21 protein-coding genes and 2 pseudogenes are annotated in these 24,470 nt (G+C 71.0%); 10 read left to right on the forward strand and 13 right to left on the reverse strand.

What is annotated here, in order from left to right; translation table 11 throughout:
- From ACSIH6_RS36985 to ACSIH6_RS37010, 6 genes and pseudogenes are all read left to right on the forward strand, one after another.
- On the forward strand, positions 1 to 444 hold a 444-nt coding region (locus tag ACSIH6_RS36985), incomplete at its 5' end, for a hypothetical protein (protein WP_435113092.1).
- Between the two features lie 315 nt (positions 445 to 759).
- A complete protein-coding gene (locus ACSIH6_RS36990) occupies positions 760 to 1,602 on the forward strand; it encodes a nitrilase-related carbon-nitrogen hydrolase (RefSeq protein WP_435113094.1) in 843 nt (280 codons plus the stop codon).
- A 15-nt stretch (positions 1,603 to 1,617) separates the two neighbouring features.
- Positions 1,618 to 3,027, forward strand: a complete 1,410-nt coding sequence (gene hydA, locus ACSIH6_RS36995; protein WP_435113096.1) for a dihydropyrimidinase — start codon at positions 1,618 to 1,620, stop codon at positions 3,025 to 3,027.
- 15 nt (positions 3,028 to 3,042) lie between these two features.
- Positions 3,043 to 4,053: a TIGR03842 family LLM class F420-dependent oxidoreductase gene (locus ACSIH6_RS37000; RefSeq protein WP_435113098.1), complete on the forward strand. Its 1,011-nt coding sequence runs from the start codon at positions 3,043 to 3,045 to the stop codon at positions 4,051 to 4,053.
- A gap of 74 nt (positions 4,054 to 4,127) precedes the next feature.
- Positions 4,128 to 4,376, forward strand: a pseudogene (locus tag ACSIH6_RS37005) (cytosine permease); the annotation flags it as partial.
- A gap of 231 nt (positions 4,377 to 4,607) precedes the next feature.
- Positions 4,608 to 4,982: pseudogene (locus ACSIH6_RS37010) on the forward strand (cytosine permease); the annotation flags it as partial.
- A 43-nt stretch (positions 4,983 to 5,025) separates the two neighbouring features.
- On the opposite strand, the gene ACSIH6_RS37015 reads toward ACSIH6_RS37010, so the two are convergent.
- The 3 genes from ACSIH6_RS37015 to ACSIH6_RS37025 form a co-directional block, all read right to left on the reverse strand.
- Complete coding sequence (locus ACSIH6_RS37015; RefSeq protein ID WP_435113100.1) at positions 5,026 to 5,163, reverse strand: hypothetical protein; 138 nt, start codon at positions 5,161 to 5,163, stop codon at positions 5,026 to 5,028.
- A gap of 128 nt (positions 5,164 to 5,291) precedes the next feature.
- Positions 5,292 to 6,302 carry a UDP-glucose 4-epimerase GalE gene (galE, locus tag ACSIH6_RS37020; protein ID WP_435113102.1) on the reverse strand — a complete coding sequence of 337 codons (1,011 nt, stop codon included), beginning with the start codon at positions 6,300 to 6,302 and terminating at the stop codon, positions 5,292 to 5,294.
- A 73-nt stretch (positions 6,303 to 6,375) separates the two neighbouring features.
- Complete coding sequence (locus ACSIH6_RS37025; protein WP_435113104.1) at positions 6,376 to 9,870, reverse strand: bifunctional glycosyltransferase/CDP-glycerol:glycerophosphate glycerophosphotransferase; 3,495 nt, start codon at positions 9,868 to 9,870, stop codon at positions 6,376 to 6,378.
- 501 nt (positions 9,871 to 10,371) lie between these two features.
- On the opposite strand from ACSIH6_RS37025, the gene ACSIH6_RS37030 reads away from it, so the two are divergent.
- Positions 10,372 to 11,841: a polysaccharide pyruvyl transferase family protein gene (locus ACSIH6_RS37030; RefSeq protein WP_435113106.1), complete on the forward strand. Its 1,470-nt coding sequence runs from the start codon at positions 10,372 to 10,374 to the stop codon at positions 11,839 to 11,841.
- Positions 11,842 to 12,081: 240 nt separating this feature from the next.
- Here the strand turns inward: ACSIH6_RS37030 and ACSIH6_RS37035 are convergent, their stop codons facing one another.
- Both ACSIH6_RS37035 and ACSIH6_RS37040 read right to left on the reverse strand, forming a co-directional pair.
- Positions 12,082 to 12,846, reverse strand: coding sequence for a crotonase/enoyl-CoA hydratase family protein (locus ACSIH6_RS37035; RefSeq protein ID WP_435113108.1), 765 nt, complete (start codon positions 12,844 to 12,846; stop codon positions 12,082 to 12,084).
- Between the two features lie 9 nt (positions 12,847 to 12,855).
- Positions 12,856 to 13,629, reverse strand: coding sequence for an SDR family NAD(P)-dependent oxidoreductase (locus ACSIH6_RS37040; protein WP_435113110.1), 774 nt, complete (start codon positions 13,627 to 13,629; stop codon positions 12,856 to 12,858).
- Between the two features lie 201 nt (positions 13,630 to 13,830).
- Between ACSIH6_RS37040 and ACSIH6_RS37045 the strand changes: the two genes are divergently transcribed.
- Together ACSIH6_RS37045 and ACSIH6_RS37050 are read left to right on the forward strand one after the other, a co-directional pair.
- Entirely contained in the window at positions 13,831 to 14,421 is a 591-nt protein-coding gene (locus ACSIH6_RS37045; RefSeq protein WP_435113112.1) for a Uma2 family endonuclease, read from the forward strand.
- Between the two features lie 184 nt (positions 14,422 to 14,605).
- The gene (locus ACSIH6_RS37050) at positions 14,606 to 15,190 is read left to right on the forward strand and encodes a Uma2 family endonuclease (protein ID WP_435113114.1); all 585 of its coding nucleotides are present in this window, start codon (positions 14,606 to 14,608) and stop codon (positions 15,188 to 15,190) included.
- A 73-nt stretch (positions 15,191 to 15,263) separates the two neighbouring features.
- Here the strand turns inward: ACSIH6_RS37050 and ACSIH6_RS37055 are convergent, their stop codons facing one another.
- The 5 genes from ACSIH6_RS37055 to ACSIH6_RS37075 all read right to left on the reverse strand — a co-directional run bounded on the left by ACSIH6_RS37055 (position 15,264) and on the right by ACSIH6_RS37075 (position 20,064).
- Entirely contained in the window at positions 15,264 to 16,292 is a 1,029-nt protein-coding gene (locus ACSIH6_RS37055) for an ROK family glucokinase (RefSeq protein ID WP_435113116.1), read from the reverse strand.
- A 237-nt stretch (positions 16,293 to 16,529) separates the two neighbouring features.
- Complete coding sequence (gene glmM / locus ACSIH6_RS37060; RefSeq protein WP_435113118.1) at positions 16,530 to 17,867, reverse strand: phosphoglucosamine mutase; 1,338 nt, start codon at positions 17,865 to 17,867, stop codon at positions 16,530 to 16,532.
- Positions 17,868 to 18,031: 164 nt separating this feature from the next.
- On the reverse strand, positions 18,032 to 18,541 hold the full coding sequence (gene rpsI, locus ACSIH6_RS37065) for a 30S ribosomal protein S9 (RefSeq protein WP_435113120.1): 510 nt from the start codon (positions 18,539 to 18,541) through the stop codon (positions 18,032 to 18,034).
- A gap of 37 nt (positions 18,542 to 18,578) precedes the next feature.
- On the reverse strand, positions 18,579 to 19,028 hold the full coding sequence (rplM, locus tag ACSIH6_RS37070; RefSeq protein WP_017567322.1) for a 50S ribosomal protein L13: 450 nt from the start codon (positions 19,026 to 19,028) through the stop codon (positions 18,579 to 18,581).
- Positions 19,029 to 19,665: 637 nt separating this feature from the next.
- The gene (locus ACSIH6_RS37075) at positions 19,666 to 20,064 is read right to left on the reverse strand and encodes a hypothetical protein (RefSeq protein ID WP_435113122.1); all 399 of its coding nucleotides are present in this window, start codon (positions 20,062 to 20,064) and stop codon (positions 19,666 to 19,668) included.
- Between the two features lie 429 nt (positions 20,065 to 20,493).
- Between ACSIH6_RS37075 and ACSIH6_RS37080 the strand changes: the two genes are divergently transcribed.
- Positions 20,494 to 21,444, forward strand: a complete 951-nt coding sequence (locus tag ACSIH6_RS37080) for a hypothetical protein (protein ID WP_435113128.1) — start codon at positions 20,494 to 20,496, stop codon at positions 21,442 to 21,444.
- Positions 21,445 to 21,676: 232 nt separating this feature from the next.
- Here ACSIH6_RS37080 and truA read toward each other — a convergent pair whose 3' ends face one another.
- The 3 genes from truA to ACSIH6_RS37095 form a co-directional block, all read right to left on the reverse strand.
- Complete coding sequence (gene truA / locus ACSIH6_RS37085; RefSeq protein ID WP_435113124.1) at positions 21,677 to 22,516, reverse strand: tRNA pseudouridine(38-40) synthase TruA; 840 nt, start codon at positions 22,514 to 22,516, stop codon at positions 21,677 to 21,679.
- Positions 22,517 to 22,628: 112 nt separating this feature from the next.
- Complete coding sequence (rplQ, locus tag ACSIH6_RS37090) at positions 22,629 to 23,186, reverse strand: 50S ribosomal protein L17 (RefSeq protein WP_435113126.1); 558 nt, start codon at positions 23,184 to 23,186, stop codon at positions 22,629 to 22,631.
- A gap of 70 nt (positions 23,187 to 23,256) precedes the next feature.
- Entirely contained in the window at positions 23,257 to 24,279 is a 1,023-nt protein-coding gene (locus ACSIH6_RS37095; RefSeq protein WP_061079605.1) for a DNA-directed RNA polymerase subunit alpha, read from the reverse strand.
- Positions 24,280 to 24,470 lie beyond the last annotated feature (191 nt).

Below are 24,470 nucleotides of genomic sequence, written 5' to 3' on the forward strand. Positions count from 1 at the left end.
GAGGCGGCGGCGCGCCACCGCCGCCTCCCGCACGGCGCCACCCGGCACCGGCGCGCAGCCGCCGCCCGCAGCAGAAAGCCAGGCCCCGCCATGAGCCAGCCCCCGCACGGTCCCGGTGACGGTTCCGCGAACCGCGACCAGCCGCCCATGGGCCCTCCGCCCGGAGGCATGCCGCCCACCGGCTGGCAGCCCCCCGCGGGCCCGCCGCCCGCACCCGGATTCGGCCGCTCGGGCCCTCCCTCCCCGGGGGAGCCCGGAGGCTCCAGGGAGCGCTCCCCCTGGCTGTTCCTGGGCCTGGGCTGCGGCGGCCTGTTCCTCATCGGAGTCGTCCTGGTCCTGCTCATCGTCTTCGTCTTCGACGACCGCGCCGAGCGGAGCGAGGGCGCGGGCGGACCCCTCGGGCACGGCGGAGCGTCCGTCACCGGGGACCGCCTCGCCGCCTGACCGCGCGGCGGCCGGGAAGGGTGTGTGTCCTCATCCGAAATTCAGCGGGAAAAGACCGGAAAACATGTCCTTTCCTCTGAAATTCTCCGTGTCACAGAAAGGACATCGCACCCCGTAAGGGCACGATCGCGCGATTCCTTCACCCGGGCGCGCACGGAGAACGCGGATGTCGGACATTGACCGGCCATTCGACGTTACCTAGTGTGCGACGGCACGCGCACCACCCGCTCGCACCACCGTGCCAGCAGGGCATACGCGGACGTAACCAACCGTTCTCGCCCGCCCCGGCGGCGCACACGCAGGAACGAGGAACACATGCCGCACAACGTCCGTGCCGCACTCGTCCAGACCGAATGGACGGGCGACACCGAATCCATGCTCGCCGTCCACGAGAAACACGCGCGCGACGCCGCCGCGCAGGGCGCGCGGGTGATCGGTTTCCAGGAGGTGTTCAACGCCCCCTACTTCTGCCAGGTGCAGGAGCCCGGGCACCACCGCTGGGCCGAGGCCGTCCCCGACGGCCCCACCATCACCCGGTTCAGCGCCCTGGCCCGTGAACTGGGCATCGTCATGGTCCTGCCGGTCTTCGAGGTGGAGTCCCCCGGCTTCTACTACAACACCGCCGCGGTCGTCGACGCCGACGGCAGCTACCTCGGCAAGTACCGCAAGCACCACATCCCGCAGGTCCACGGCTTCTGGGAGAAGTACTACTTCCGCCCCGGCAACCTCGGCTGGCCGGTCTTCGACACCGCCGCCGGGCGCATCGGCGTCTACATCTGCTACGACCGCCACTTCCCCGAGGGCTGGCGGGCCCTGGGGCTGGCCGGGGCCCAGTTGGTGTACAACCCGTCCGCGACCAGCCGCGGCCTGTCCGCCCACCTGTGGAAGCTGGAGCAGACCGCGGCGGCCGTGGCCAACGCGTACTTCGTCGCCGCGATCAACCGCGTGGGCGTGGAGGAGTACGGCGACAACGACTTCTACGGCACCAGCTACTTCGCGGACCCGCGCGGGCAGTTCGTCGGCGACGTCGCCTCCGACACCTCCGCCGAGCTGGTCGTGCGCGACCTGGACCTGGACCTGGTCGACGAGGTCCGCCGGCAGTGGGCCTTCTACCGCGACCGCAGGCCCGACGCCTACGGCCCGCTGGTCCAGGGCTGAGGGGCGGGGCACGGCATGGCACGACGCACCGTCATCCGCGGCGGCCTGGTCGTCACCGCGGCCGAGGAGACCGAGGCCGACGTCCTCGTGGAGGGCGAGAGGGTGGCCGCGCTCGCGCTGCGCGGCAGCGACGCCGCCCGTTCCTGGGCCGACAGCGGCGCCGAGGTCATCGACGCCGCCGGACACTACGTCGTCCCCGGCGGGGTGGACGGCCACACCCACATGGAGATGCCGTTCGGCGGCACCTCCTCCTCCGACACCTTCGAGACCGGCACCCGGGCCGCCGCCTGGGGCGGCACCACCACCATCGTCGACTTCGCCATCCAGCGGCCCGGGGAGCCGGTGCGCGCGGGCGTGGACGCGTGGATGGCCAAGGCCGAGGGCAACTGCGCGGTGGACTACGCCTTCCACGCCATCCTCTCCGACGTCCAAGCCTCCTCGCTCAGGGAGATGGACGCCCTCGTCGACGAGGGCGTGACCTCGTTCAAACTGTTCATGGCCTACCCGGGCGTGTTCTACAGCGACGACGGCCAGATTCTGCGGGCCATGCAGCGCGGCGCCGCCAACGGCGCGCTGACCATGGTGCACGCCGAGAACGGCATCGCCATCGACGTGCTGGTCGAGCAGGCCCTGGCCGAGGGCAGGACCGACCCGAGGTACCACGGCGAGGTACGCAGGGCCCTGCTGGAGTCGGAGGCCACCCACCGCGCCATCCAGCTCGCCCGCGTGGCGGGCGCGCCGCTGTACGTGGTGCACGTCTCGGCCCGGGAGGCGGTGGAGGAGCTGGCCCGGGCGCGCGGGATGGGGCTCAACGTGTTCGGCGAGACCTGCCCCCAGTACCTGTTCCTGTCCGCCGACAACCTCGCCGAGCCCGGTTTCGAGGGCGCCAAGTACGTGTGCTCCACACCGCTGCGGCCCCGGGAGCACCAGGAACACCTGTGGCGGGCGCTGCGCACCAACGACCTGTCCGTGGTCTCCACCGACCACTGCCCGTTCTGCTTCACCGGGCAGAAGGACCTGGGCCGAGGTGACTTCTCCAAGATCCCCAACGGCATGCCCGGGGTCGAGCACCGCATGGACCTGCTGCACCAGGCCGTGGTGGAGGGCCGCATCGGCAGGCGCCGGTGGATCGAGATCGCCTGCGCCACCCCGGCCCGCATGTTCGGTCTGTACCCGGCCAAGGGCACGATCTGCCCGGGCTCGGACGCCGACATCGTGGTCTACGACCCCGGCGCCGAGCAGGTCCTGTCGGCCGAGACGCACCACATGAACGTGGACTACTCGGCCTACGAGGGCAGGCGGATCACCGGCCGGGCCCGCACCGTGCTCTCGCGCGGCCGGGTCGTGGTGGACCGCGGCGCCTACCTGGGCGAGGCCGGGCACGGCCGGTACGTGCCCCGCTCCACCTGCCAGTACCTTGTCTGAACGAGAGGGCAGCACATGGACATCGGACTCGTCCTCCAGACCGACCCGCCCGCCGACCTGCTGGTCGAGCGGATGGTCCGCGCGGAGGGGTACGGCTTCACCCACGGGTGGACCTTCGACTCGGTCGTGCTCTGGCAGGAGCCCTTCGTCGTCTACAGCCGCGTCCTGGAACGCACCCGCGGCCTGGTCGTGGGGCCCATGGTGACCAACCCGGGCACGCGCGCCTGGGAGGTGACCGCCTCGCTGTTCGCCACCCTGAACGACATGTTCGGCAACCGGACGGTGTGCGGGATCGGCCGGGGCGACTCGGCCATGCGCGTGGCGGGCCGCCGACCCGCCACCCTGGAACGCCTGTCCCGGGCGATGCGCGCGATCAAGGACCTGGCCGAGGGCCGGGAGGCCGACGTGGACGGCGCGAACATACGCCTGCCGTGGGTGCGCGACGGCGCCCTGCCCGTGTGGATGGGCGCCTACGGGCCCCGGGCCCTGGAGCTGGCGGGCCGCCAGGCGGACGGCTTCATCCTCCAGCTGGCCGACCCCTACCTGACCGAGTGGATGGTCAGGGCGGTGCGCACGGCCGCGGCCGACGCCGGGCGCGACCCCGACGAGGTGACGGTGTGCGTGGCGGCACCCGCCTACGTCACCGACGGCTCCGCGCGGGGGCTGGCCCACGCGCGGGAGCAGTGCCGCTGGTTCGGCGGGATGGTGGGCAACCACGTGGCCGACCTGGTCGCCCGCTACGGGGACTCCTCCGACGCGGTCCCGCAGGAGCTGACCGACTACGTCAGGGCCCGGCGGGGCTACGACTACAGCCACCACGGCCGGGCGGACAACCCCGACACCGCGTTCGTCCCGGACGGCATCGTCGACCGGTTCTGCCTGGTGGGACCGGTGGAGGAGCACCTGGAGAGGCTGGAGCGGCTCCGGGAGGCGGGCGTGGACCAGTTCGCGGTGTACGCGATGCACGACGACGTGGACGGGGTCATCGACGCCTACGGGCGCCACGTCGTCCCGTCCGTGTCCTGATCCGCGCCGCGGGGCCGCCGGGGCACGGGCGGGCGCGTCACGGCGGCCCCGTCCGCAGAACGGGGCCGGGAGGAGGCGGGGCCCTGCGGAACCCGATCGACGTCGTCGCGCGGATGGACAGCGGGATCGGCCTGCTCTTCGCGGTCTTCGTCGTGCTGCTGGCCACCGTCTCCACCAACATCGCGGCCAACCTGGTCGGCCCGGCCTACGACCTGTCCAACCTCAGGCCGCAGCTGATCAGCTTCCGCACCGGGGCGGTCGCCACCTGCGTGCTCAGCGTGCTGATCATGCCGTGGCGGCTGCTGGAGAACGAGAACATCTACCTCTCCTTCGCGAGAGTGCCACCGGCTTCAGCCGGTGGGTGAATCACCTGTCACGAAACGTCACATCCCTGCTCTAGGGTCGACCCAGACCAGGCAGCAAGCGCCCCAGGACATTGTGGGTGTCAGGACGTGGAGCCCTCGCCGTCAGGCGGGCTGTGAAGCGTAGACCACCAGCGGCGGACGGGTTTCGTTAGCTGGATTCTCCCGCTTTCAAGCGGGAGAGGATGTCAAATCTTCACCTGGCTGGGCACCGTGGCGGGCATCCTGCTCGCCGACTACTGGCTGCTGCGCCGCACGCGGATGAGCCTGCCCGCGCTGTACGAGCGCGGCTCGGAGTGCTGGTACCGGCACGGGTGGAACTGGCGCGCCCTGGTGGCCTTCGGCGTCGGCTCGCTGCTGGCCGTGGGCGGTTCGCACTCCCCCGAGGGCTCGGGGCCCTTCCCGGCCGAGGGCCTGGTCCCGTTCCTCGCTCCGCTGGCGGACTACGGGTGGCTCGTGGGGCTCGTCAGCGGCCTGCTGCTGCACTGGGGCCTGGGTGTGCTCCTGCCCGACCGGGGCGCGGCGGAGCGGGCTCCGAGGAGGACGGAGAGGGCCGCCGCCGACTGAGCGGGATCCCGGTGGCGGGGCCCCGGTGGCGGGTTCTCCGGGGTCAGTCCCGCCGGGTCCACTCCTCGTGGGTGGATCCGGCCGTCAGCGGGAGCCCGACGCCGAAGGCGCCCTCATCGTCGTAGAAGTGCTCTTCGCCTTCCTCGTACTCTTCGAGCTCTTCGTCCCAGTCGCGTTCCATGGCCGGCTTTGCCCTTCTTTTGGCATCGTCTCATCGACGCTTGGCGCTTCGAGAAGGTTGTCCCCGGCGGCAGGGCGCACCGGTGGTCCGGGAGCGCGGAGGACGGCGTCGCTCCGCGCTCCGCGGGGTCACCTGTAGCCGTCGGGGTTGGCCGACTGCCAGCGCCAGGCGTCGGCGCAGGCCTGGGCCACCGTGTGCTCGGCCCGCCAGCCCAGTTCGCGGTTGGCCAGCCCCGGGTCGGCGAAGCAGGTGGCGATGTCCCCGTCGCGGCGCGGCCCGACCCGGAAGGGGATGGCGTGTCCGCAGGCCGCCTCGAAGGCGCGGATCGCCTCCATGACCGAGGTGCCCCTCCCCGTCCCCAGGTTGAAGGCCCTGAGCCCCTTCTGCGAAGCCAGGTGGTCGAGCGCCGCGACGTGTCCCCGGGCCAGGTCCACCACGTGCAGGTAGTCCCGGACCCCCGTCCCGTCCGCGGTGTCGTAGTCGTCGCCGAAGACCGTGAGCTCGGGCAGCCTCCCCGCGGCGACCTTGGAGATGTAGGGGAAGAGGTTGTTGGGGATGTCGTTGGGGTCCTCCCCGATCAGGCCGCTGGGGTGGGCGCCGACCGGGTTGAAGTACCGCAGCACGGTGATCCGCCAGTCGGGGGCGCTCACCGCGAGGTCCTCCAGGATCCTCTCGCCGAACAGCTTGGTCGCGCCGTAGGGGTTGGTCACCCGCAGCGCGCCGCCCTCGGCGATCGGCACCGTCTCCGGGTCGCCGTAGACGGTGGCCGAGGAGCTGAACACCAGGTCGCGCACTCCGACGCGGTCCATCGTCTCGGCGAGCGTGAGCAGGGCGTCCAGGTTGTTGCGGTAGTACCGCAGCGGCTGGCTGACGGACTCCCCCACCGCCTTGAGCCCGGCGAAGTGCACCACGGCCTCGATGCCGTGCTCCACCAGGAGGCGCTCGACGACGCCGTGCTCGGTGCAGTCGCCCCGCACGAACGGGATCTGCGCGCCGGTGATCCTCTCGACCCGGCGCACGGCCTCCTCGCTGCTGTTGACCAGGTTGTCCAGGACGACCACCTGGTGCCCGCGCGCGACCAGCTCGACCGCGGTGTGGGAGCCGATGTACCCGGCTCCTCCGGTGAGCAGAATCCTCAAGGCCCTCTTCACCCTCCCTGTCGTGGGACCGCGCCGGACTGCACGGCCCCTGCCTTCCCCCGAACCGCCCGGTTCAGAGGAGCTTGCCGAAGACCTGCTCGACGACCCGGGCGGCGGCCTTGCCGTCGTCCAGGGGGCAGAACTGGTTCACGAAGGCCTCGTACCGTTCCCTGTGGGCCTCCTGGACCCCGTCGATGTCGCGGATCGCGTCGACGACCTCGTCGGAGGTGCGCAGCAGCGGGCCCGGGGCGGTCGCGTCGAAGTCGAAGTAGAACCCCCGCAGGCTGTCGCGGTACTCCTCCAGGTCGTAGGTGAAGAACAGCATCGGGCGGCCGGTGTTGGCGAAGTCGAACATCAGCGACGAGTAGTCGGTGATCAGGATGTCCGTGACCAGGAACAGCTCCTGGATCTCGGGGTAGGCCGAGACGTCGAAGACGAAGTCCTTGCCCACGTTCGGCACCCGGTCGACGATGTTGGGGTGCCTGCGGAACAGCAGCACGTGGTCGTCGCCGAGGGCGTCGTACAGCCGCCGCAGGTCCAGGTGCAAGTCCAGCTTGTACTTGCCGGCCGAGTAGAACTTGTCGTCGCGCCAGGTGGGCGCGTAGAGGACGACCTTCTTGCCCTCCGGGAGGCCCAGGCGCTCACGGACCGTCTCCGTCACCGCCTCGCGCTCGGGGCGGTGGAAGATGTCGTTGCGCGGGTAGCCGGTCTCCAGGATCTCGTTCTCGAAGCCGAAGGCGCGGCGCAGGATCGGGGTCGCCCAGGGGCTCGGGGAGACCAGGTAGTCCCACTGGTTGGTCTCGTGCCGGAGCCGGTCGTGGTAGTTGCGGCCGGCGAACTGGACGTGCTCGATGTCGAAGCCGATGCGCTTGAGCATCGACCCGTGCCAGGTCTGCACCACCTTCTGCCCGGGCTGCTTCTCGAACCACATGGGCAGGTGGGCGTTGGAGACGATGAACTCCGAGCGCGCCAGCGCCTCGAAGTACTCACGGCTCGTGTGCCGGACCTCGGTCAGCCCCGGGGGCAGGGTGATCTGTCGGTTGCGCACCATCCACGACATCGGCGTCTCCACGCCGCGGCGCCGGAGCTCCTCGTACATGTCCCGCGGGCTGTCGGAGAACTGCTTGCCGGTGTAGCTGTCGAAGACGATGCCGGGCTGCACCGGCTTCCCGCGCAGCTTGGGGTAGACCTCCTCGCGCAGGACCTGCTGCGCGTAGGACCCCTGCTCCTCCGGCCGCAGCACCGAGCCCAGGCGCAGGACGGGCCATCCGCGGCCGTCCGGCTTGAGCTCCAGGTCGAAGCCGCCCTCCTTCTCGGGGGCGGGGAACTTGGCGGTGCGCAGCTCCCGCGAGAAGCCGACCCGGCGGTCGTCCCACTGGTTGTCGCCGATGACGCTGCGCAGCAGGAAGCGGTAGTTGCCGGGCGTAAGGGGCACGTTCGTGCCGAAGTTGGGGATCGCGGTGGGCGGGACGGCGACCGAGAACCGGCCGTCCGCGGCCTCCACCGGGAACAGGTGCTCCTCCATCCGGCCGACGGCCTTGACCACTAGGGAGAGCTCTCCCGAGGGAGTCTGGGGGAAGTCGCCCCGGAGGTTGAGGACGTCGTCGTCCCAGGAGACACCGGTGAGCAGGGGCTGGGGCCGCTCCACCCGGACCCTGGTCCGCCCGGCGAAGTCGGGGACCACCCGCACGCTCAGGCCGGAGTGCGCGTAGCGGCCCTCGGGGCCGTCCTCGGCGAAGGGGATCCACCGGGAGCGGCCGGAGCCGTCCCTGAGGTGGACCGACCAGTCCTCGTGGGGGTCGCTGCCGGCGATCGCGTCCCTGTCCTCGTAGCCGTCGGTGAGGGCGGCGAGGTCGACGAGCACGCGCACGGACGCGCCGTCGGTCTCCACCTTGGCCGGGACCTCGGCGTCGCCGGGGAAGCGCTGGACGTAGGCGCTCAGGCCCTCGGCCGTGGTCCCCGTCGCCCGGCCGCTCAGGACCAGGGAGGAGCCCTCGACCGCGGAGCCGTCGAGGACGACCGCCGGGCGCTCGACGGTCAGGCGCAGCTCGAAGTCGTCCACCCAGTGCGGGCGCGCCCAGACACCGGGCCGGACCTGCTCGGGGCCGAGCATCCGGACGTCGGCCGCGGCGGGCTTCTTCAGGCGGTCCACACGGCGGAAGCCGCGGTTGACCACGCCCAGCTCCACGTACCAGTCGCCCTCGTCCCCCAGCTCGGAGGGGTCGATGACGATCTGGTAGCCGCCCCAGTCCTTGCGGGAGGTGGCCACCGTCGGGGCGAGCCGGAACTCGTTGGCCTGGTGCGTGGTCGTGCTCAGGCGCACGCGCCTGCCGTCCTCGGCGTTGACCGCCCAGGCACGGACCTGCTGCTGGAGGCGCTTGTTGGGGCGGAGGTACTTCAGGCACACCCGGCCTCCGACGACCAGCTTGCCGTCGACCCAGGCGAGCTCCTCGGCCTTCTGGCGGAGCTTGAGCTCCGAGCGCACGCGGTAGACCGAGCGCGGGACGCCCTGGGCGGGGTCGTCCTTGAACGGGTAGTCCGCGTAGTAGCGGATCCCGTGCCGGACGATCTTGGCCTTCTTGTGCTCGGAGCTCTTGTTGAAGACGATGACCTCGCGCAGCTGGTCGACCTTGCGCTGCCGGATGAGGTGCCACTTGAGGCGCTCGATGGCGGGGAGGTCGCGCAGCACCTTGTCGTCCACCTGGTCCAGGTAGGCGTTGCCGAGTTCGACGAGGCGCCGGGTGAAGTCCTCGTCGGCCCGGTCGAGCACCTGGAGGAAGAGGCGCAGGTCGCTGCCGAGCGCGACCGCGTCCCAGCGGCGCTTCTGGAGGGGCGTCTGGTTCTCCCGGAGGAACTCGCTGACCTTGGTGACCGCGCTGACGCGGTCCTCCAGGGCCTGCGGGCGCAGCCGGTCCTGGGTGATGGACTTGTCGTCGCTCGGGCGCTCACGCCAGAGGTAGACGGGCGCGGAGAGCACGTCCACCGACTCGGCGAGGAAGTGCAGGGGGATGGCCACGGGGATGTCCTCGTGCAGGACACCGACGGGGAAGGTCATCCCGTGCCTGTCCCAGAAGGAGCGGCGCCAGACCTTGTTGGTGGCCAGCCGGTCCACCAGGAGCGTGTCCTCGCGCGTGATGTGCGTGCCGGTCTTCGCGGTGCGGAAGATTCTGCGGTGCATGGGCGACTGGCGCGTGCCCAGCTCGTTGAGGCGGTGGACGTTGCCGCTGGAGAAGTCCGAGCCGCTCCGGCGCAGGCTCTCCAGGTGGTATCCGAACGCGTAGGACGGGATCACGTCGTCGCTGTCCACGAAGGTCAGGAAATCGCCGCGCGCGTGCTCGATGCCGGTGTTGCGCGCGGCGCCCAGGCCGCCGTTCTCCTGCTGGATCAGCCGGAAGCGGGGATCCTGCTCGGCGTACCGGGCCGCGATGGCCGCGCTGCCGTCCGGGGACCCGTCGTCCACCATCACGACCTCGAGATCGTCCCATGTCTGCACCTGAAGGGAGCGCAGGCACTCGTCGAGATACCTCTCGACGTTGTAGATGGGTACGACGACGCTGAGTGCGACCACAAATGACTCCAAGGCTCCGCGGATCCGAACACACCCGTCGCACAGCGGAGGTCACGCCAACGCGCGCCCGGTCTACCGGGTGTGGGGGGAGGGTGGATCAGGTTCCCGCTCCTGCCAGCCCGCAGAGACGGAACGACTGACAAGACAGGACAAGGTGGGCAAAGTAGATCCCAGGTTAACGCATACCACCAAGTCACCCGTAACCATGCGAACCCCTCACCACACGGAGGGAACGACGCTCCAGGGAGTGAGGGGTTCACCTGGGCGCCGGAATCCCTTCATGGCTCATATCACTTTCGCGATTTCGCCGTGATTCCCCATGCTTTCGGCCACCCCTTCGCCGTGGACGTGCAGAACAAAGGCAACCGTGACCCCCTGATCACCTTGGGCGACCGTGATGGTGGCCTGGTGAGCGCCGACTATGATCAGGCCAATTCACTGTTCCAAGGCTGAACAGACATCTTCCAGCCACATTCCCCTCCACTGATCGATCGGGTCCCCATGACGAGAATCCTCCTGCGCTCGAGCAAGTCCCCCTTCGAGGCGGCGACTGCCGAGGAAACCCTCCAGCGAAAAATCGGCGGGCAGAACCTCGGCAACCTTGTCTTCAGCGACTCGGCCTACAAAATGCTCGACGTTCCGGGTACCGAGATCACCACGACCGGCTTCGGCGTCCCGATGCCCGACCCCGAGCGGGTCAACGAGGAGTACGACTACCTCGTCCTTCCCTTCGCCAATGCCTTCCGACCAGCCTTCCGCAAGGAGCTCGACCTCTGGACCGATGTCATCGAGAAGCTGACCATCCCGGTCATGGTCCTCAGCGTGGGAGCACAGTCCTCGCTGGACTACGACCTCGAACGCATGCGCCCCTTGGACGCGTCAGTCAAGCGCTTCGCCTCCGCGGTCCTGGACCGCGCGCCCTCCATCGGTGTCCGTGGTGAGTTCACCCAGAGCTATCTCAAGCATCTCGGCTTCAAGGACGTCGAGGTCATCGGCTGCCCCTCGATGTTCCGCTACGGCCGTTCCTTGTCCGTCGAGAAGGAAACCTCGAAACTCGACACCGGCGCCAGGATCGGGATGTCCACCACCGCCGGAACCATGGGCGACCTGGGGCGGATCGTCATGGACAACTACCGGCGCTACCCGAACCTGAGGTACATCGCGCAGGACATCCCCGACCTGGAGACGCTCTACTGGGGCGACACCTCACAGGCAGCCGACCAGCGCAGGGAGATGCCCGTCCTGCGAAGCCATCCGCTCTTCGAGGAGAACCGGGTCCGCCTCCACCTGGACCCGATTACCTGGATCAGGGAACTGCGCGACTACGACTTCGTGTTCGGCACCCGTATCCACGGAAACGTCATCTCGCTCCTGGCCGGCACACCCGCCGTGGTGATGTGCCATGACTCGCGCACTCTGGAACTCAGCAGGTATTTCGAGATTCCGCACCGCAGGATGACCGAACCCCCGGAGGAGTTCGACGCCGCGAAACTGTACGATCAGGCCGACTACACGGCACTCGTCAAGGGACACGGTGAACGCTTCGAGCGGATGACGGGATACGTTGAGAAGCACGGCCTCCCCCACATTTTCCAGCCCGGTCAGGACGGCGGAGCTGCGTTCGAGCAGCGCATCAACAGCATCGAGTTCACTCCGGCGGTCGAGGCCTGGTCCGACGAGGACGGTGGACTCGGTTACCGGATGGGATGGCTCAAGGAGAGCGTGCGCGGCCTCAGCCGGGAGCAGCAGAAGTCACAGAAACAGCAGGCTTCCCTGGAGAAGCAGGTCACACGGCTGAACAAGCAGCAGGCCTCCATGGAGAAGCGGCAGGTTGCCCTGGAGAAGCAGGTCACGCGGCTTAACAAACGCTTGGACGCACTGGAGAAGGAGACCAAGATGACCCTCTACCGGCGCGTGCGCCGGGCCGGAGGGCGCACCCTGCGCCGCGTCGGACTGCGTAATCCGTCCTGAGGTCCACCGACTCGGCCTCCGGGCGCCCCTGACCACCGCAACGGCTGGGCCGCCGGGCCTGCCGGACAGGAGGGAACGGCCGCGCCTCCTCGGTGAGGCGCGGCCGTTCCTTGCACTCCCTGCTCAGAAGAGGTAGCTCCGTCTCCCACAACCCGACACGCCTCTACGTCTCAGGACATGTTTTTCGCGGGTCAGGGCACGTGCGCGCACCGGCTTCCACCGCCGCGCGGCGTCCGGGGTCTACTCGCCCCTCCACACGGGGGCTCGCTTCTCGGCGAAGGCCGCCGCGCCCTCCATGGCGTCCTGGCTGACGAACACCGGGCCCGTCAACTCGTTCTGCTTCTCCCACATCCGCTCGGTGGACCAGTCGTCCGAGGAGGTGATGACCTCCTTGGACACCCGCACCGCCAGCGGACCGTTGGCGGTGATGCGGGCCGCCAACTCGCGTGCGCCCGCCAGGGCCCCGCCGCTGGCGGTGACCCGGTTGACCAGCCCGAGCTCGGCCAGGCGCGGGGCCTCGACGAAGTCGCCGGTCAGGGCGAACTCCATCGCGATGTTGCGCGGGATGCGGTGCTGGAGGCGCAACAGGCCGCCCGCACCGGCGACCAGGCCGCGCTTGACCTCGGGGATGCCGAACCTGGCGTCCTCCGCGGCCACGACCAGGTCGCAGGCCAGCACGGCCTCGAACCCGCCCGCGAGGGCGTACCCCTCCACGGCGGCGATCAGCGGCTTGCGCGGCGGGCGCTCGGCGAAGCCGCCGAACCCGCGCCCCTCCACCAGCGGGACCTCGCCCCGCATGAAGGCCTTGAGGTCCATCCCGGCGCAGAAGGTGCCGCCCGCGCCGGTGATGACGCCGACGCTCAGGTCCTTGCGCGCGTCCAGGTCGTCGAGTGCCTCGGCGACGCGGGCGGCGACCGCGGCGTTGACCGCGTTCCTGGCCTGGGGCCGGTTGATGGTGATGACGGCGACGCCGTCCTCGGCGGTGTAGAGAACCTCGTCGGACACGGTGTCCCCCTACTTCGGCGGCATGCGCAGCGCGCCGTCGATGCGGACGACCTCGCCGTTGACGTAGCTGATCTCCAGCAGGGCCCGGGCGAGCCTGCCGAACTCCTCTGCGGTGCCCAGGCGCTTGGGGAAGGGCACCGGCGCGGCCAGGCGCTGCTTGAACTCCTCGGCGCCCTCGCCCTCGCCGTAGATGGGCGTCTCCAGGATGCCGGGGGCGATCGTGTTGACCGTGATGCCGACGGCCGCGAGGTCGCGGGCGGCCGGAAGGGTCATGCCGATGACGCCGCCCTTGGAGGAGGAGTAGGCGATCTGGCCGACCTGGCCCTCGATGCCCGCGAGGGAGGCGGTGTTGACGATGGAGCCGCGCTCGCCGTCCTCGTTGACCGGCTCCGTCTTCGCGATCTCGGCCGCGGCCAGGCGCAGCACGTTGAAGGTGCCGATGAGGTTGACCTGGATGACCTTCTGGTAGCTGTCCAGGTCGTGGGGGTTGCCGTGGCGGTCGACGGTGCGGGTCGCCCAGCCGATGCCCGCGCAGGACACGGCCACCCGGAAGGGCTTGCCGGTGTCGACGGCGGCCTGGACCGCGGCCTTGACCTGGTCCTCCTGGGAGACGTCGGTGCGCACGAAGACACCGCCGATCTCCTTGGCGACCGCCTCCCCGCGCTCGGCGTTGAGGTCGGCCACGATGACGGTCGCGCCCGCGGAGGCGAGCTCCCTGGCGGTGGCCTCGCCCAGGCCACTCGCGCCGCCCGAGACGAGGGCGGAGATTGCGTTGAGATCCATGGCGGCACTCTACAGAGGATGCGACCTGCGCACTAGAACCGGGTTCGGTTAATGGTGGGCAGCTCCTCCGAACAGGCCTTTCGTCCGAAACCGGGGTTCTTCGCGGAATCTCCGCGCACCGTCGTCACGGAGCGCTAGCGTCCTGTCATGGCGATGACGACCGCATTAGCATGGGCTCAGGAATCGACCCGGGAGGTTTCGATGACCGCTGAGCCGCTCCCCGACTGGTTCATGCCCCCGCCCGGCGGCTGGACCGCCGACGACATGGACAACCTTCCCCCGGGAGTGCCCCGGATGGAACTCATCGACGGAGCGCTCATCGTGATGTCCCCCCACACGTGGTTCCACGGCGAAGCTATGTACACCCTCATGCACGAGCTCCGTCTCGCCGCGCCTGAGGGGTTCTCGGTCATCCAGGAGATGACGGTGAAGCTGGGCAGGCACCAGCGCCCGGAACCGGACATCGTCGTCTACCGCCGACCGTCGGAACCGCTCGCCGAACGGCGCAGGCGCACCCACGTCGCTCCGGAGGACGTCGTCCTCGCGGTCGAGGTGGTGTCCTCCGAGTCGCAGTTCCGGGACCGGGAGGTCAAGCCGAAGAAGTACGCCGAGGCCGGTATCCCCCACTTCTGGCGGGTCGAGGACGAGGGAGAGCGCACGGCGATCCACGTCTACGAACTCGACGAGACCACGAAGAGCTACGTGGCCAAGGCGATCGTCCGCGACCGGCTGAAGACGGACCTGCCGTTCGACATCGACATCGACGTCACCGCGATCGCGGTGGAGGACTGACTCCCCGGGCGGCCTCACACGGGAAACCCCGGCCACCAGACGTGGCGCTCGACAGCTCACCACCGTGCGCCCATCCGGAACCTTGGGGAAACCACCACACACCGTCGTCACGGAGCGCTAGCGTCCTGTCATGGCGATGACGACCGCATTAGCATGGGCTCAGGAATCGACCCGGGAGGTTTCGATGACCGCTGAGCCGCTCCCCGACTGGTTCATGCCCCCGCCCGGCGGCTGGACCGCCGACGACATGGACAACCTTCCCCCGGGAGTGCCCCGGATGGAACTCATCGACGGAGCGCTCATCGTGATGTCCCCCCAGATCCGTTTTCATTCACGGGTCAAGCGACGTCTGTCCACCGTGCTGGAGGACATACTGCCCCCCGAACTCGCCGTGGACGAGGAGATGACGATCAAGCTGGGTAAGCACCAGCGCCCGGAGTCCGACATCCTCGTCTACCGCGACACCGACGACCCCGAGGTGGGGGATGCCCGGAGCTACTACACCCCGGACGAAGTCCTGATCGCGGTCGAGATCGTGTCCGAGGAGTCCCAGGAGCGGGACCGCTCCACCAAACCACTCAAGTACGCGCAGGCGGGCATCCCCCACTTCTGGCGGATCGAGAGGGAAGACGGCGGCGCGGCCGTCTACGTCTACGAGTTGGACGGCACGAAGGAACCCCGGTACATCCCCGTCACCGTCGCTCGGGAACGCCTCAAGCTGGACCTCCCGTTCCCGATCGACATCGACGTGAGGGCGCTGTCCCGCTAGGTCCCGCGCAACGCGGCGCGCGGTCCCGCTCCGGCCGCGTGCCGCCGCCGTTCCCGGCGGAGAATCGCGGGCCCTAACCCCTGCCGAAGCGTCCCAGACGGCGCTGTCGGCGCCGCTGGTGCCACCGGGGCAGCGCCTCTCTGGCCAGATCCGCGGCGCCGATGAGGCCCGCCTCGTTGCCCAGCTCGGCCGCCGCCACCCGGGCCTCCGGGCGGTATCCGCGCCCGGTGAGGTTGCGTCCGAACGCCTCCCTCGCGGGCTCCAGCAGCAGCTCCCCCGCCTCGGACACACCACCGCCCACGATGAACAGCTCCGGGTCGAACGCCGCGGCCAGGTTGGCCAGACCCGAGCCCAGCCATCCCCCAGCCTCCCGCATCAGCTCCACGCACGCGCGGTCCCCCTTGCGTGCCAGCTCGCTGACCAGCGGCCCGGTGATCTGGGCGGCGTCGCCACCCACCGCCTGGTGCAGGGCCTCCGCAACCGGCGACTGCGAGGCCACCAGCTCCCGCGCCTCCCGGGTCAGCGCGTTGCCGCTGGCGTACTGCTCCCAGCAGCCCCGGTTCCCGCACTCGCAGCGGTGGCCGCCCGGCACCACCGTCATGTGCCCGAACTCCCCGGCCAGCCCGTACCGGCCCCGGTGCAGGCTCCCGTCGAGCACGACCGCGCCGCCGATGCCCGTGCCCAGGTTGACCACCACGACGTTGTCCACGCCCCGGCCCGCCCCTGCGCGCACCTCGGCCCAGGCGGAGGCGTTCGCGTCGTTCTCCACCACCACGGGCAGCCCCAGCCGCAGCGCCAGGGCGTCGCGCAACGGCTCCCGGCGCCAGGACAGGTGCGGGGCGAACAGCACGTTGGCCCGCCGCTCGTCGACGAAACCGGCGGCGCCCACCCCCACGGCGCGCACCCGAAACTCCCGGCGCAGCTCCCGCACCACCGAGACGATCGTGTCCTCCACCACCGCAGGGCTCTTGCTGCGCTCGGGGGTCTCCGTGCGCAGCCGGGCCAGGATACGACCGCCGGGCGTCACCACACCGGCGGCCACCTTCGTCCCGCCGATGTCCACCCCGACCGTCAGGGCGTGCCCGTACCGCGTGTCCGCCACCGTGACCAACTCCACCGCCTCGGACCCGCACTCCGCGGGTCAGCCACACATGAGAACGCGCACCCGGCCGTCTCGGTGCCCGGGTGCGCGTGGAGCTCGGGCGTCGGCGGGGTTCTGGAGGTGTCGGACGTGCGATCGCGAGGAACGAGCCATCGCACGGAAGACACCCAAGGTTCCCGCCTTCGAGACGCCCGAACACGGGGCAAAGCGGAGCGGAGCCCCGAAGGAGCCCTGCCCTCAGCCGAGCGCGGAGCGCACCACGGCGGCGAGCCGCTCGGCCACCTCGGTGGCCTGCTCCTGCTCCGGCGCCTCGACCATGACCCTGACCTTGGGCTCGGTTCCGCTGGGCCGGATCAGCACCCGGCCGGTCTCGCCCAGTTCCTCCTCGGCCGCGCGCACGGCCGCCGTGAGCTCCGCGGAGTCCTTGGCGCGGGCCTTGTCCACGTCGGGCACGTTGACGAGCACCTGCGGCAGGCGGGTCATCACCTTGGCCAGTTCCGCCAGGCCCTGCTCGCGGTGGGCCATCGCGGCCAGCAGGTGCAGGCCGGTCAGGACGCCGTCGCCGGTGGTGGCGTGCTCCAGCAGGATCACGTGTCCCGACTGCTCGCCGCCCAGGCCGAACCCGCCGCGCTTCATCTCCTCCAGCACGTAGCGGTCGCCCACCGCGGTCTCCGCCACGGTGATGCCCTCCCGCTCCATCGCCAGCTTCAGGCCCAGGTTGGACATGACCGTGACCACGAGCGTGTCCTGGACGAGCTTGCCCGCCTCCTTGGCCTCGGTGGCCAGGATCGCCAGGATCTGGTCGCCGTCCACCACTCGGCCCTCGGCGTCCACGGCCAGGCAGCGGTCGGCGTCGCCGTCGTTGGCGATACCGGCGTCCGCGCCGTGCAGGCGGACCGCCTCCTGGAGCACCTCCAGGTGGGTGGAGCCGCACCCCTCGTTGATGTTGTGGCCGTCCGGCTGGTCGCCGATCGCCACGACCTCCGCGCCCGCGCGGCGCAGCGCCTCGGGCGCGACCAGGGCGGAGGCGCCGTTGGCGCAGTCCACCACGACCTTGAGGCCCTTGAGGCTGTGGGGCACCGAGGCCAGCACGTGCTCGACGTAGCGCTCGGCGCCGTCGTGGGCGTCGGTGACCCGGCCGACGAGGTCGCCCACGGCGGGGGTGGAGGGCACGCCGAGCATGCCCTCGATCTCCTCCTCCAGGGCGTCCTCCAGCTTCTGGCCGCCCCGCGCGAAGAACTTGATGCCGTTGTCGGGCGCCGGGTTGTGGCTGGCGGAGAGCATCACGCCGAAGTCGGCGCCGAGCGCGCCGGTCAGGTAGGCCACGGCCGGGGTGGGCAGCACGCCCACGCGCACCACGTCCACACCGGTGCTGGCCAGGCCCGCGACGACGGCGGCCTCGAGGAACTCGCCGGAGGCGCGCGGGTCGCGGCCCACCACGGCCTTGGGCCGCGCCCCGTCGCCGCCGCGGGTCAGCACCCGCGCCGCCGCGACGGACAGCTCCAGCGCGAGGGCGGCGGTCAGGTCCCGACCGGCGACACCGCGTACACCATCTGTTCCGAACAGCCGAGCCACAGGAGGACAGCCCCTTTCGAAGACGGCGCCGAATCGCGGCGCCGGTGGAGTAGCGAGGGTGGCCCAGACAAGCCACCGGAAAACCGAAGGCCCGTACGCCGCCCCCGGTGGTGGGAACGACGTACGGGCCGAAGCTCAGCCGAGCGGTTGCCGGCGCATGAGCACTAGCGCTTGGAGAACTGGGGAGCCTTGCGCGCCTTCTTGAGACCGGCCTTCTTGCGCTCCACCTCACGGGAGTCGCGGGTCAGGAAACCGGCCTTCTTGAGGGTCGGGCGGTTGTTCTCCGGGTCCAGGGACGCCAGCGCGCGGGCGATGCCGTGGCGCAGGGCGCCGGCCTGGCCACTGGTGCCGCCGCCGTCGAGACGGGCGAAGACGTCGTAGGCGCCGTCGAACCCGAGGGAGACGAACGGCTCCTTGATGGTCTGCTGGTGGACCTTGTCCGGGAAGTACGCCTCAAGCGACTTGCCGTTGACCTTCCACTCGCCCGCACCGGGGGCGATGCGGACACGGGCGACGGCCTGCTTGCGGCGACCGGTACCGGCGCTGGGGCCGGACGCGGTGGGGACGTAGGCGGCGGCGTTCTCGTCGGACTCGCTGGTGTACTCGGAGGGGAACTCCTCCGGGTTCTCCACGTACTCCTGCTCGACGTCTTCGATGCCGGTGGGCTCGACCACGGTTCTCCTCGTGCTCTCTGTAAAAGTCTGCGAACGCCTAGGCGGGCTGCTCGATCTTGGTGATTTCGAACGCAACCGGCTGCTGGGCCTGGTGCGGGTGCTCCGGACCGGCGTACACCTTGAGCTTCTTGGCCATCTGGCGGCCCAGGGAGCCCTTGGGGAGCATGCCCTTGATGGCCTTCTCGATGGCCCGCTCGGGGTTCTTCTCCAGCAGGTCGGCGTAGGAGACGGAGCGCAGGCCGCCCGGGTAGCCGGAGTGCCGGTAGGCGCGCTTCTGCTCCAGCTTCTTGCCGGTCAGGGCGACCTTGTCGGCGTTCACGACGATCACGAAGTCGCCGGTGTCGATGTGGGGCGCGTAGTACGGCTTGTGCTTGCCCCGAAGCAGCGTGGCAACCTGACTCGCCATACGCCCGAGCACGAGATCGGTAGCGTCGACAACGTGCCACTGACGCTGGACATCGTTTGGTTTGGGGCTGTATGTGCGCACGATCGTTTGCCTTCGCTCTTCAGTCGGCTGCCCCATCCCGTGCGGGGATGGGGGACTCGTATACACACCCGCGGTTGCGGGGGCGTCTGGCCGGATATCCCGTGCCATGTCACAGGACTCTCCGAGTGGTGAGTGCGCAGACGATGGTGCGTGGATCGGCGCCCGGTGGTCGGGGCCCACGGCAACTCAACGCACAACGACGGAATATCCTACCTGGCCACCGCCGCGCAGGTCAAAGCCAGCGGCGGGGCGGACCGGCCGGACCGCGCTCGGCGGGGAAAACACCGGCACGGGGTCACATCCGTGACCTCTCCGTCTTTTATTATGCCCGTTGCCGGGAGTGCTTCGTCCTGTTCCCGCCCCCGCGTTGGTTACGCTTGCACCGAAAGGCCGGTCTGCTCCCGTGATGACGGGCACCGACGCGACCTTGGAGATGCCCGTCACGGTCGCCGGCACCACGGGAACCCGGAACGGACGGCACCGCGCGGCCCAGGCACACGTGCCGGTGGATCGCGGCCCAGTCCCACCCCCAGAGCCCTCGGAGACTCCCATCAGTACCCATCCGAACCAGCCACAGTACGGTCCCGACGGGCGACCCGTCGGACCGGAGGCCGGTGACGGCCAGGACCTGCTCGGGTCAGCGCCCTCCCACACCGAGGGCCAGCATCCCACATCGGGGCCACAGCAGACACATGCCGCGCCCCCGCCCGACCAGCATCCCCCGTACCCACAGCACCATCCCTCCCCCGCGCAGCCCAGCGGCCCCCAGACCCCGCCGTACGACCAGGTCGACCCGCAGCAGGGCTACCCCGGCGGTGCCCGTCAGGTCCTCCCTGGCGGCCAGGGAGGACCGAGCGGCCCTCAGGCTCCGCCCCAGCCCCCGAACGGCCCGCAGAACCCGCGCTACGGCCAGGGCGGTCAGCCCCAGGGCGTGCCCGGATTCCCCGGCGGCCCGGTGGGCGCGCCCACCGGCGGCCAGGCCCCCATGCGTCCGGGGCAGCCGCCGCAGGGCACCGGCGGTCAGTTCCCGCCGCACGGGGCCCCCACCGGAGGCCAGGCGCCGATGCGGGCGCCCACGGGCGGGCGCCCCCCGCACCAGGCGCCCACGGGCGGCCACCCGTCACACCAGGGCCCCGGCCGCCCCGGGCGCCAGGCACCCACCGGCGGCCACCCGGGCATGGGGCAGTCGGGCATGGGGCAGTCGGGCATGGGCCAGGCTTCGGGCCCGCACGTGCCCCCCGGACAGAACGCCGCCCCGGGGCAGCCCGGTCAGCCGGGACAGCCCCTCCCTCCCGGTGCGCTCCCGCCCGGCGCCCCCGTGCCGCCGCACGCCCCCGGGCACACCGGCCACCGGCCCGGACCCCAGGGCCCCGCCCCGGGGCTTCCTCCGGGCGCGCAGGGCGTACCGCAGGGCCGTCCCGGCGCTCCCGGGTACCCCGGAGCGCCCGTCGGCCCTCCCCCGGGCATGCCCCCCGGATCGGCGCCCCCGAACGCCCAGCAGGCCTACCAGGCGCCGCCCCAGCCCCCCGCCGCCACGCCCCCGGCGCCCGTCCGGGAGGAGCCCGTGTTCCCCCCGGACGCGATGGGCGCCACGCAGCACATCAGCGCCGTTCCCCCCTCTCCCGGCGGCCGCCCCCTGTTCCGGGACGAGGTCCCCGACGACGCCGGTGTGGACACCGCGCAGTTCGACGCCCAGGGGGTCAACGACTACGACGACTACGACAGCTACGACGACGGCTACCAATACGGCGACGGCGGCGCTGACACGCGCGCCCGCAAGCGCCGGATCATGATGATCGCCGGTTTCGCCGTGCTGCTGGTCCTCGCGGGCGGCGGGACGTTCTTCCTCGCCACCAGCATGGGCTCGGGCGGCGCGAACGCCGCGACCGTCGCCGACGAGGCCGACGACCCGGGCGCGCTCGACGCGGGGACCCTCTTCCCCGAGAGCATGGAGGTCGAGGGCCAGGGCACGTTCACCCGCGTGGCCGTCGAGGACACCGAGGACTGCGCCGCCGGGGCCCACGGCGACTACGGCCAGGTGCTCGCCGACAACGAGTGCCGCCAGATGGTGCGCGCCTCCTACCTCAGCGAGGACGAGGGCCACGCCGTGACCGTCGGCGTCGCCGCCATGCCCACCGGCGAGGAGGCGGCCACCGCGATGGAGGCCCAGGACCTCGTGGCCACGCAGTGGTTCGCCGGTCTGCCCGGCGAGGAGGGCAGCCCCGCCGAGCGCCTGGGCCACTCCGGCGGCCACGGCAGCAGCGGCCAGTGGGGCCGCTACCTGCTCTTCTCCCTGGCGGCCAACAGCGACGGCACCGAGGAGGGCGGCGAGAGCGAGTCCGCCACCGAGCTGCGCGCCATCAGCGAGGGCTTCCTCCAGGAGGCCCACACCAGCCTCAGCGACAACCGCGGCTGAGCGGTCGCGGACGACCGCGAGGGGCACCCGGCGAACGGGTGCCCCTCCCCCTTGTCCACAGGCACTTGTCCACAGGCACGTTCCCGCGCTTTCCCGGAGCCCGGCGCGACTCTAGCCTGGTAAAGGGGGGTTCCCTCCCCGCCGCCCCGTGCTGCCCGCGCTCCCGGAGCCACCGGCCTCCCCGGGCCGGCTCCCTCAGGCCGGCTCCCTCAGGCCGAAGCCACCGGCCCCCTTAGGCCGAGTGGCCCCGGCAGGGCAGCTCCCGCACGCGGCGGGTCGCCGAGGCGCGCACGGCCAGCTCCTCGTCGGCCGGGTAGCGCACCTCCTCCAGACTGAGCCCCTGCGGCCCCACCACGTGCACCGACGAGTCCCGCGTACCGGCGCCGAGCACCTTGCCCGGCCAGTCCGCGTCCCTGCGCCCGTCGCCCACCGCCAGGAGCGCGCCCACGAGCGCACGCACCATGTTGTGGCAGAACGCGTCCGCCTGGATCGTCCCGTGCAGCAGGTGCTCGTCCACCCGGGTCCACTCCAGGCGCAGCAGCTCCCGGATGGTCGTCGCGCCCTCGCGCTTCTTGCAGAACGCCGCGAAGTCGTGCTCACCCACCAGGCGCTCCGCCGCCGCGTTCATCCGGTCGGCGTCCAACGGGCTGCGGTGCCACAGCACGTCCCGCCGCAGCAGCGGGTCCACCCCGTAGGGGGCGTCGCTCACCCGGTACAGGTACCGCCGGAACAGCGGCGAGAACCGGGCGTCGAACCCAGGCGGCGCCAGCCGCGCCCCGCGTACCCGCACGTCCCTGGGCAGCACCCCGGCCAGGCGCCGGAGCACGCGCTCCCCCTCGCTCTCCCACGTCCGCGCGGGGATGTCGGCCTGCGCCACCTGCCCCCGCGCATGCACACCGGCGTCCGTGCGCCCCGCGCACGTCAGCGACACCTCCGGCAGGCGCAGCACCCGCGCCAGCGCCGCCTCCAGCTCGCCCTGCACCGTGCGCCGGCCCGGCTGCGCGGCCCACCCGGAGAAGTCCGTGCCGTCGTAGGCCACGTCCAACCGCACCCGAACCGTCGTCTCGTCCATAACCCGACCCTCTCCGCGTCACGAAAAAGACGAGTGCCCGACCCCCGCGGGGATCGGGCACTCGCCGAGCGGCGCGTGCGCGGGACGCGTTCGCGCGCCCGCGCCTCGCACGCTACTTGTCGTCAGCCGGGCCCTCCGCCTGGGCCGTCTCGTCGGCCTTGGCGGTCTGGTCGGAGGTGGTGTCCTCCGCCGGCTGGTCGCCAGCCTCGTCCGCCGTGGCGGTCGCGTCGGCCTTGGACTCCTCGGCCTTGGGCTCCTCGGCCTTGGGCTCCTCCGCCGCGGGCTTGGCGGCCGGGGCCGCGGCCTGGGCGCTCAGCGCCTCGACCAGCTCGATCACGGCCATCGGGGCGTTGTCGCCCTTGCGCGGACCGATCTTGGTGATCCGGGTGTAGCCACCGGGACGGTTCTCGAAGCGCGGGCCGATCTCGGTGAACAGCTCGTGCACGACGGCCTTGTCCGTGATCTTGGTCAGGACCTGGCGGCGGGCGTGCAGGTCACCGCGCTTGCCGAGGGTGATCAGCTTCTCCGCGTACGGGCGCAGGCGCTTGGCCTTGGCCTCGGTGGTGCGGATGCGGCCGTGCTGGAACAGCGAGGTGGCGAGGTTCGCCAGGATGTGCCGCTCGTGAGCGGGCCCGGAACCCAGACGGGCGCCCTTGGTAGGCGTGGGCATGGTGTCGTTCTCCTAGTGATGCGGTCCGCGGCCGCACTCGGCCGGGGACCATGTGGGCGACGAAGGTCGGTTAGTACTGCTCCGTCTCGACGAAGGACTCGCCCTCGTCATCCTCGGAGCTGTAGGAGTCGGCCGCCGAGCTGGGGTCGAATCCGGGCGGGGAGTCCTTCAGCGACAGGCCCATGTCGACGAGCTTCTGCTTGACCTCGTCGATGGACTTGGCACCGAAGTTGCGGATGTCCAACAGGTCCTGCTCGGAGCGGGCAACCAGCTCACCGACGCTGTGGATGCCCTCACGCTTGAGGCAGTTGTAGGACCGGACCGTGAGGTTGAGGTCCTCGATCGGCAGCGCCAGGTCCGCCGCCAGGGCGGCGTCCGTGGGCGACGGGCCCATGTCGATGCCCTCGGCGTCGACGTTGAGCTCACGCGCCAGACCGAACAGCTCGACCAGGGTCTTGCCCGCGCTGGCGACCGCGTCCCGGGGACGGATGGCCGGCTTGGTCTCGATGTCGACGATCAGGCGGTCGAAGTCGGTGCGCTGCTCGACACGGGTGGCCTCGACCTTGTAGGTCACACGCAGGACCGGGGAGTAGATGGAGTCGATCGGGATCCGGCCGATCTCCTGTCCCGCCTGCTTGTTCTGCGTCGCCGAGACGTAGCCGCGGCCGCGCTCGACCGTCAGCTCCATCTCCAGCTTGCCCTTGCCGTTGAGCGTGGCGATGTGCAGGTCGGGGTTGTGCACCTCGACACCGGCCGGCGGAGCGATGTCCGCGGCGGTCACCACACCGGGGCCCTGCTTGCGCAGGTACATCAGCACCGGCTCGTCGTGCTCGGAGCTGACGACCAGGCCCTTGAGGTTGAGGATCATCTCGGTGACGTCCTCCTTGACACCGGGCACGGTGGTGAACTCGTGCTCGACGCCCTCGATGCGGATGCTCGTGACAGCCGCGCCGGGGATGGAGGACAGCAGGGTGCGCCGAAGCGAGTTGCCGATGGTGTAGCCGAAGCCCGGCTCCAGCGGCTCGATGACGAACTTCGAGCGCAGGTCCGAGGCGACTTCCTCGGTGAGCGTGGGACGCTGTGCGATCAACATGGTCCGTGTCTTCCCTTCCACATGGCCGCCCGCTATTTGACGGCCACCCGGCGGACACCACCTCGGTGTCCGCTACTCGGATTCCTACCCCGTCCGCGCGGGCTCCCCACAGGGGAGCGCGCGGAACCAGGCGCGGGGGGGGGGGGGGGGGGGGGGGGGGGGGGGGGGGGGGGGGGGGGGGGGAGGGGGGG

Origin of the sequence: Nocardiopsis synnemataformans (genome assembly GCF_965343085.1) — a bacterium.
Classification (GTDB): Bacteria; Actinomycetota; Actinomycetes; order Streptosporangiales; family Streptosporangiaceae; genus Nocardiopsis; species Nocardiopsis alborubida.

Bases quoted from the DNA above. Each gene is read 5' to 3' on its own strand.
- ACSIH6_RS37045 (WP_435113112.1), top strand. From the start codon at position 13,831: ATGACCGCTGAGCCGCTCCCCGACTGGTTCATGCCCCCGCCCGGCGGC.
- ACSIH6_RS37015 (WP_435113100.1), bottom strand. From the start codon at position 5,163: ATGGAACGCGACTGGGACGAAGAGCTCGAAGAGTACGAGGAAGGCGAA.
- ACSIH6_RS37040 (WP_435113110.1), bottom strand. From the start codon at position 13,629: ATGGATCTCAACGCAATCTCCGCCCTCGTCTCGGGCGGCGCGAGTGGC.
- ACSIH6_RS37080 (WP_435113128.1), top strand. From the start codon at position 20,494: ATGCCCCCCGGATCGGCGCCCCCGAACGCCCAGCAGGCCTACCAGGCG.
- hydA (WP_435113096.1), top strand. From the start codon at position 1,618: ATGGCACGACGCACCGTCATCCGCGGCGGCCTGGTCGTCACCGCGGCC.
- ACSIH6_RS37050 (WP_435113114.1), top strand. From the start codon at position 14,606: ATGACCGCTGAGCCGCTCCCCGACTGGTTCATGCCCCCGCCCGGCGGC.
- rplQ (WP_435113126.1), bottom strand. From the start codon at position 23,186: ATGCCCACGCCTACCAAGGGCGCCCGTCTGGGTTCCGGGCCCGCTCAC.
- truA (WP_435113124.1), bottom strand. From the start codon at position 22,516: ATGGACGAGACGACGGTTCGGGTGCGGTTGGACGTGGCCTACGACGGC.
- ACSIH6_RS37000 (WP_435113098.1), top strand. From the start codon at position 3,043: ATGGACATCGGACTCGTCCTCCAGACCGACCCGCCCGCCGACCTGCTG.
- ACSIH6_RS37095 (WP_061079605.1), bottom strand. From the start codon at position 24,279: ATGTTGATCGCACAGCGTCCCACGCTCACCGAGGAAGTCGCCTCGGAC.
- ACSIH6_RS36990 (WP_435113094.1), top strand. From the start codon at position 760: ATGCCGCACAACGTCCGTGCCGCACTCGTCCAGACCGAATGGACGGGC.
- ACSIH6_RS37030 (WP_435113106.1), top strand. From the start codon at position 10,372: ATGACGAGAATCCTCCTGCGCTCGAGCAAGTCCCCCTTCGAGGCGGCG.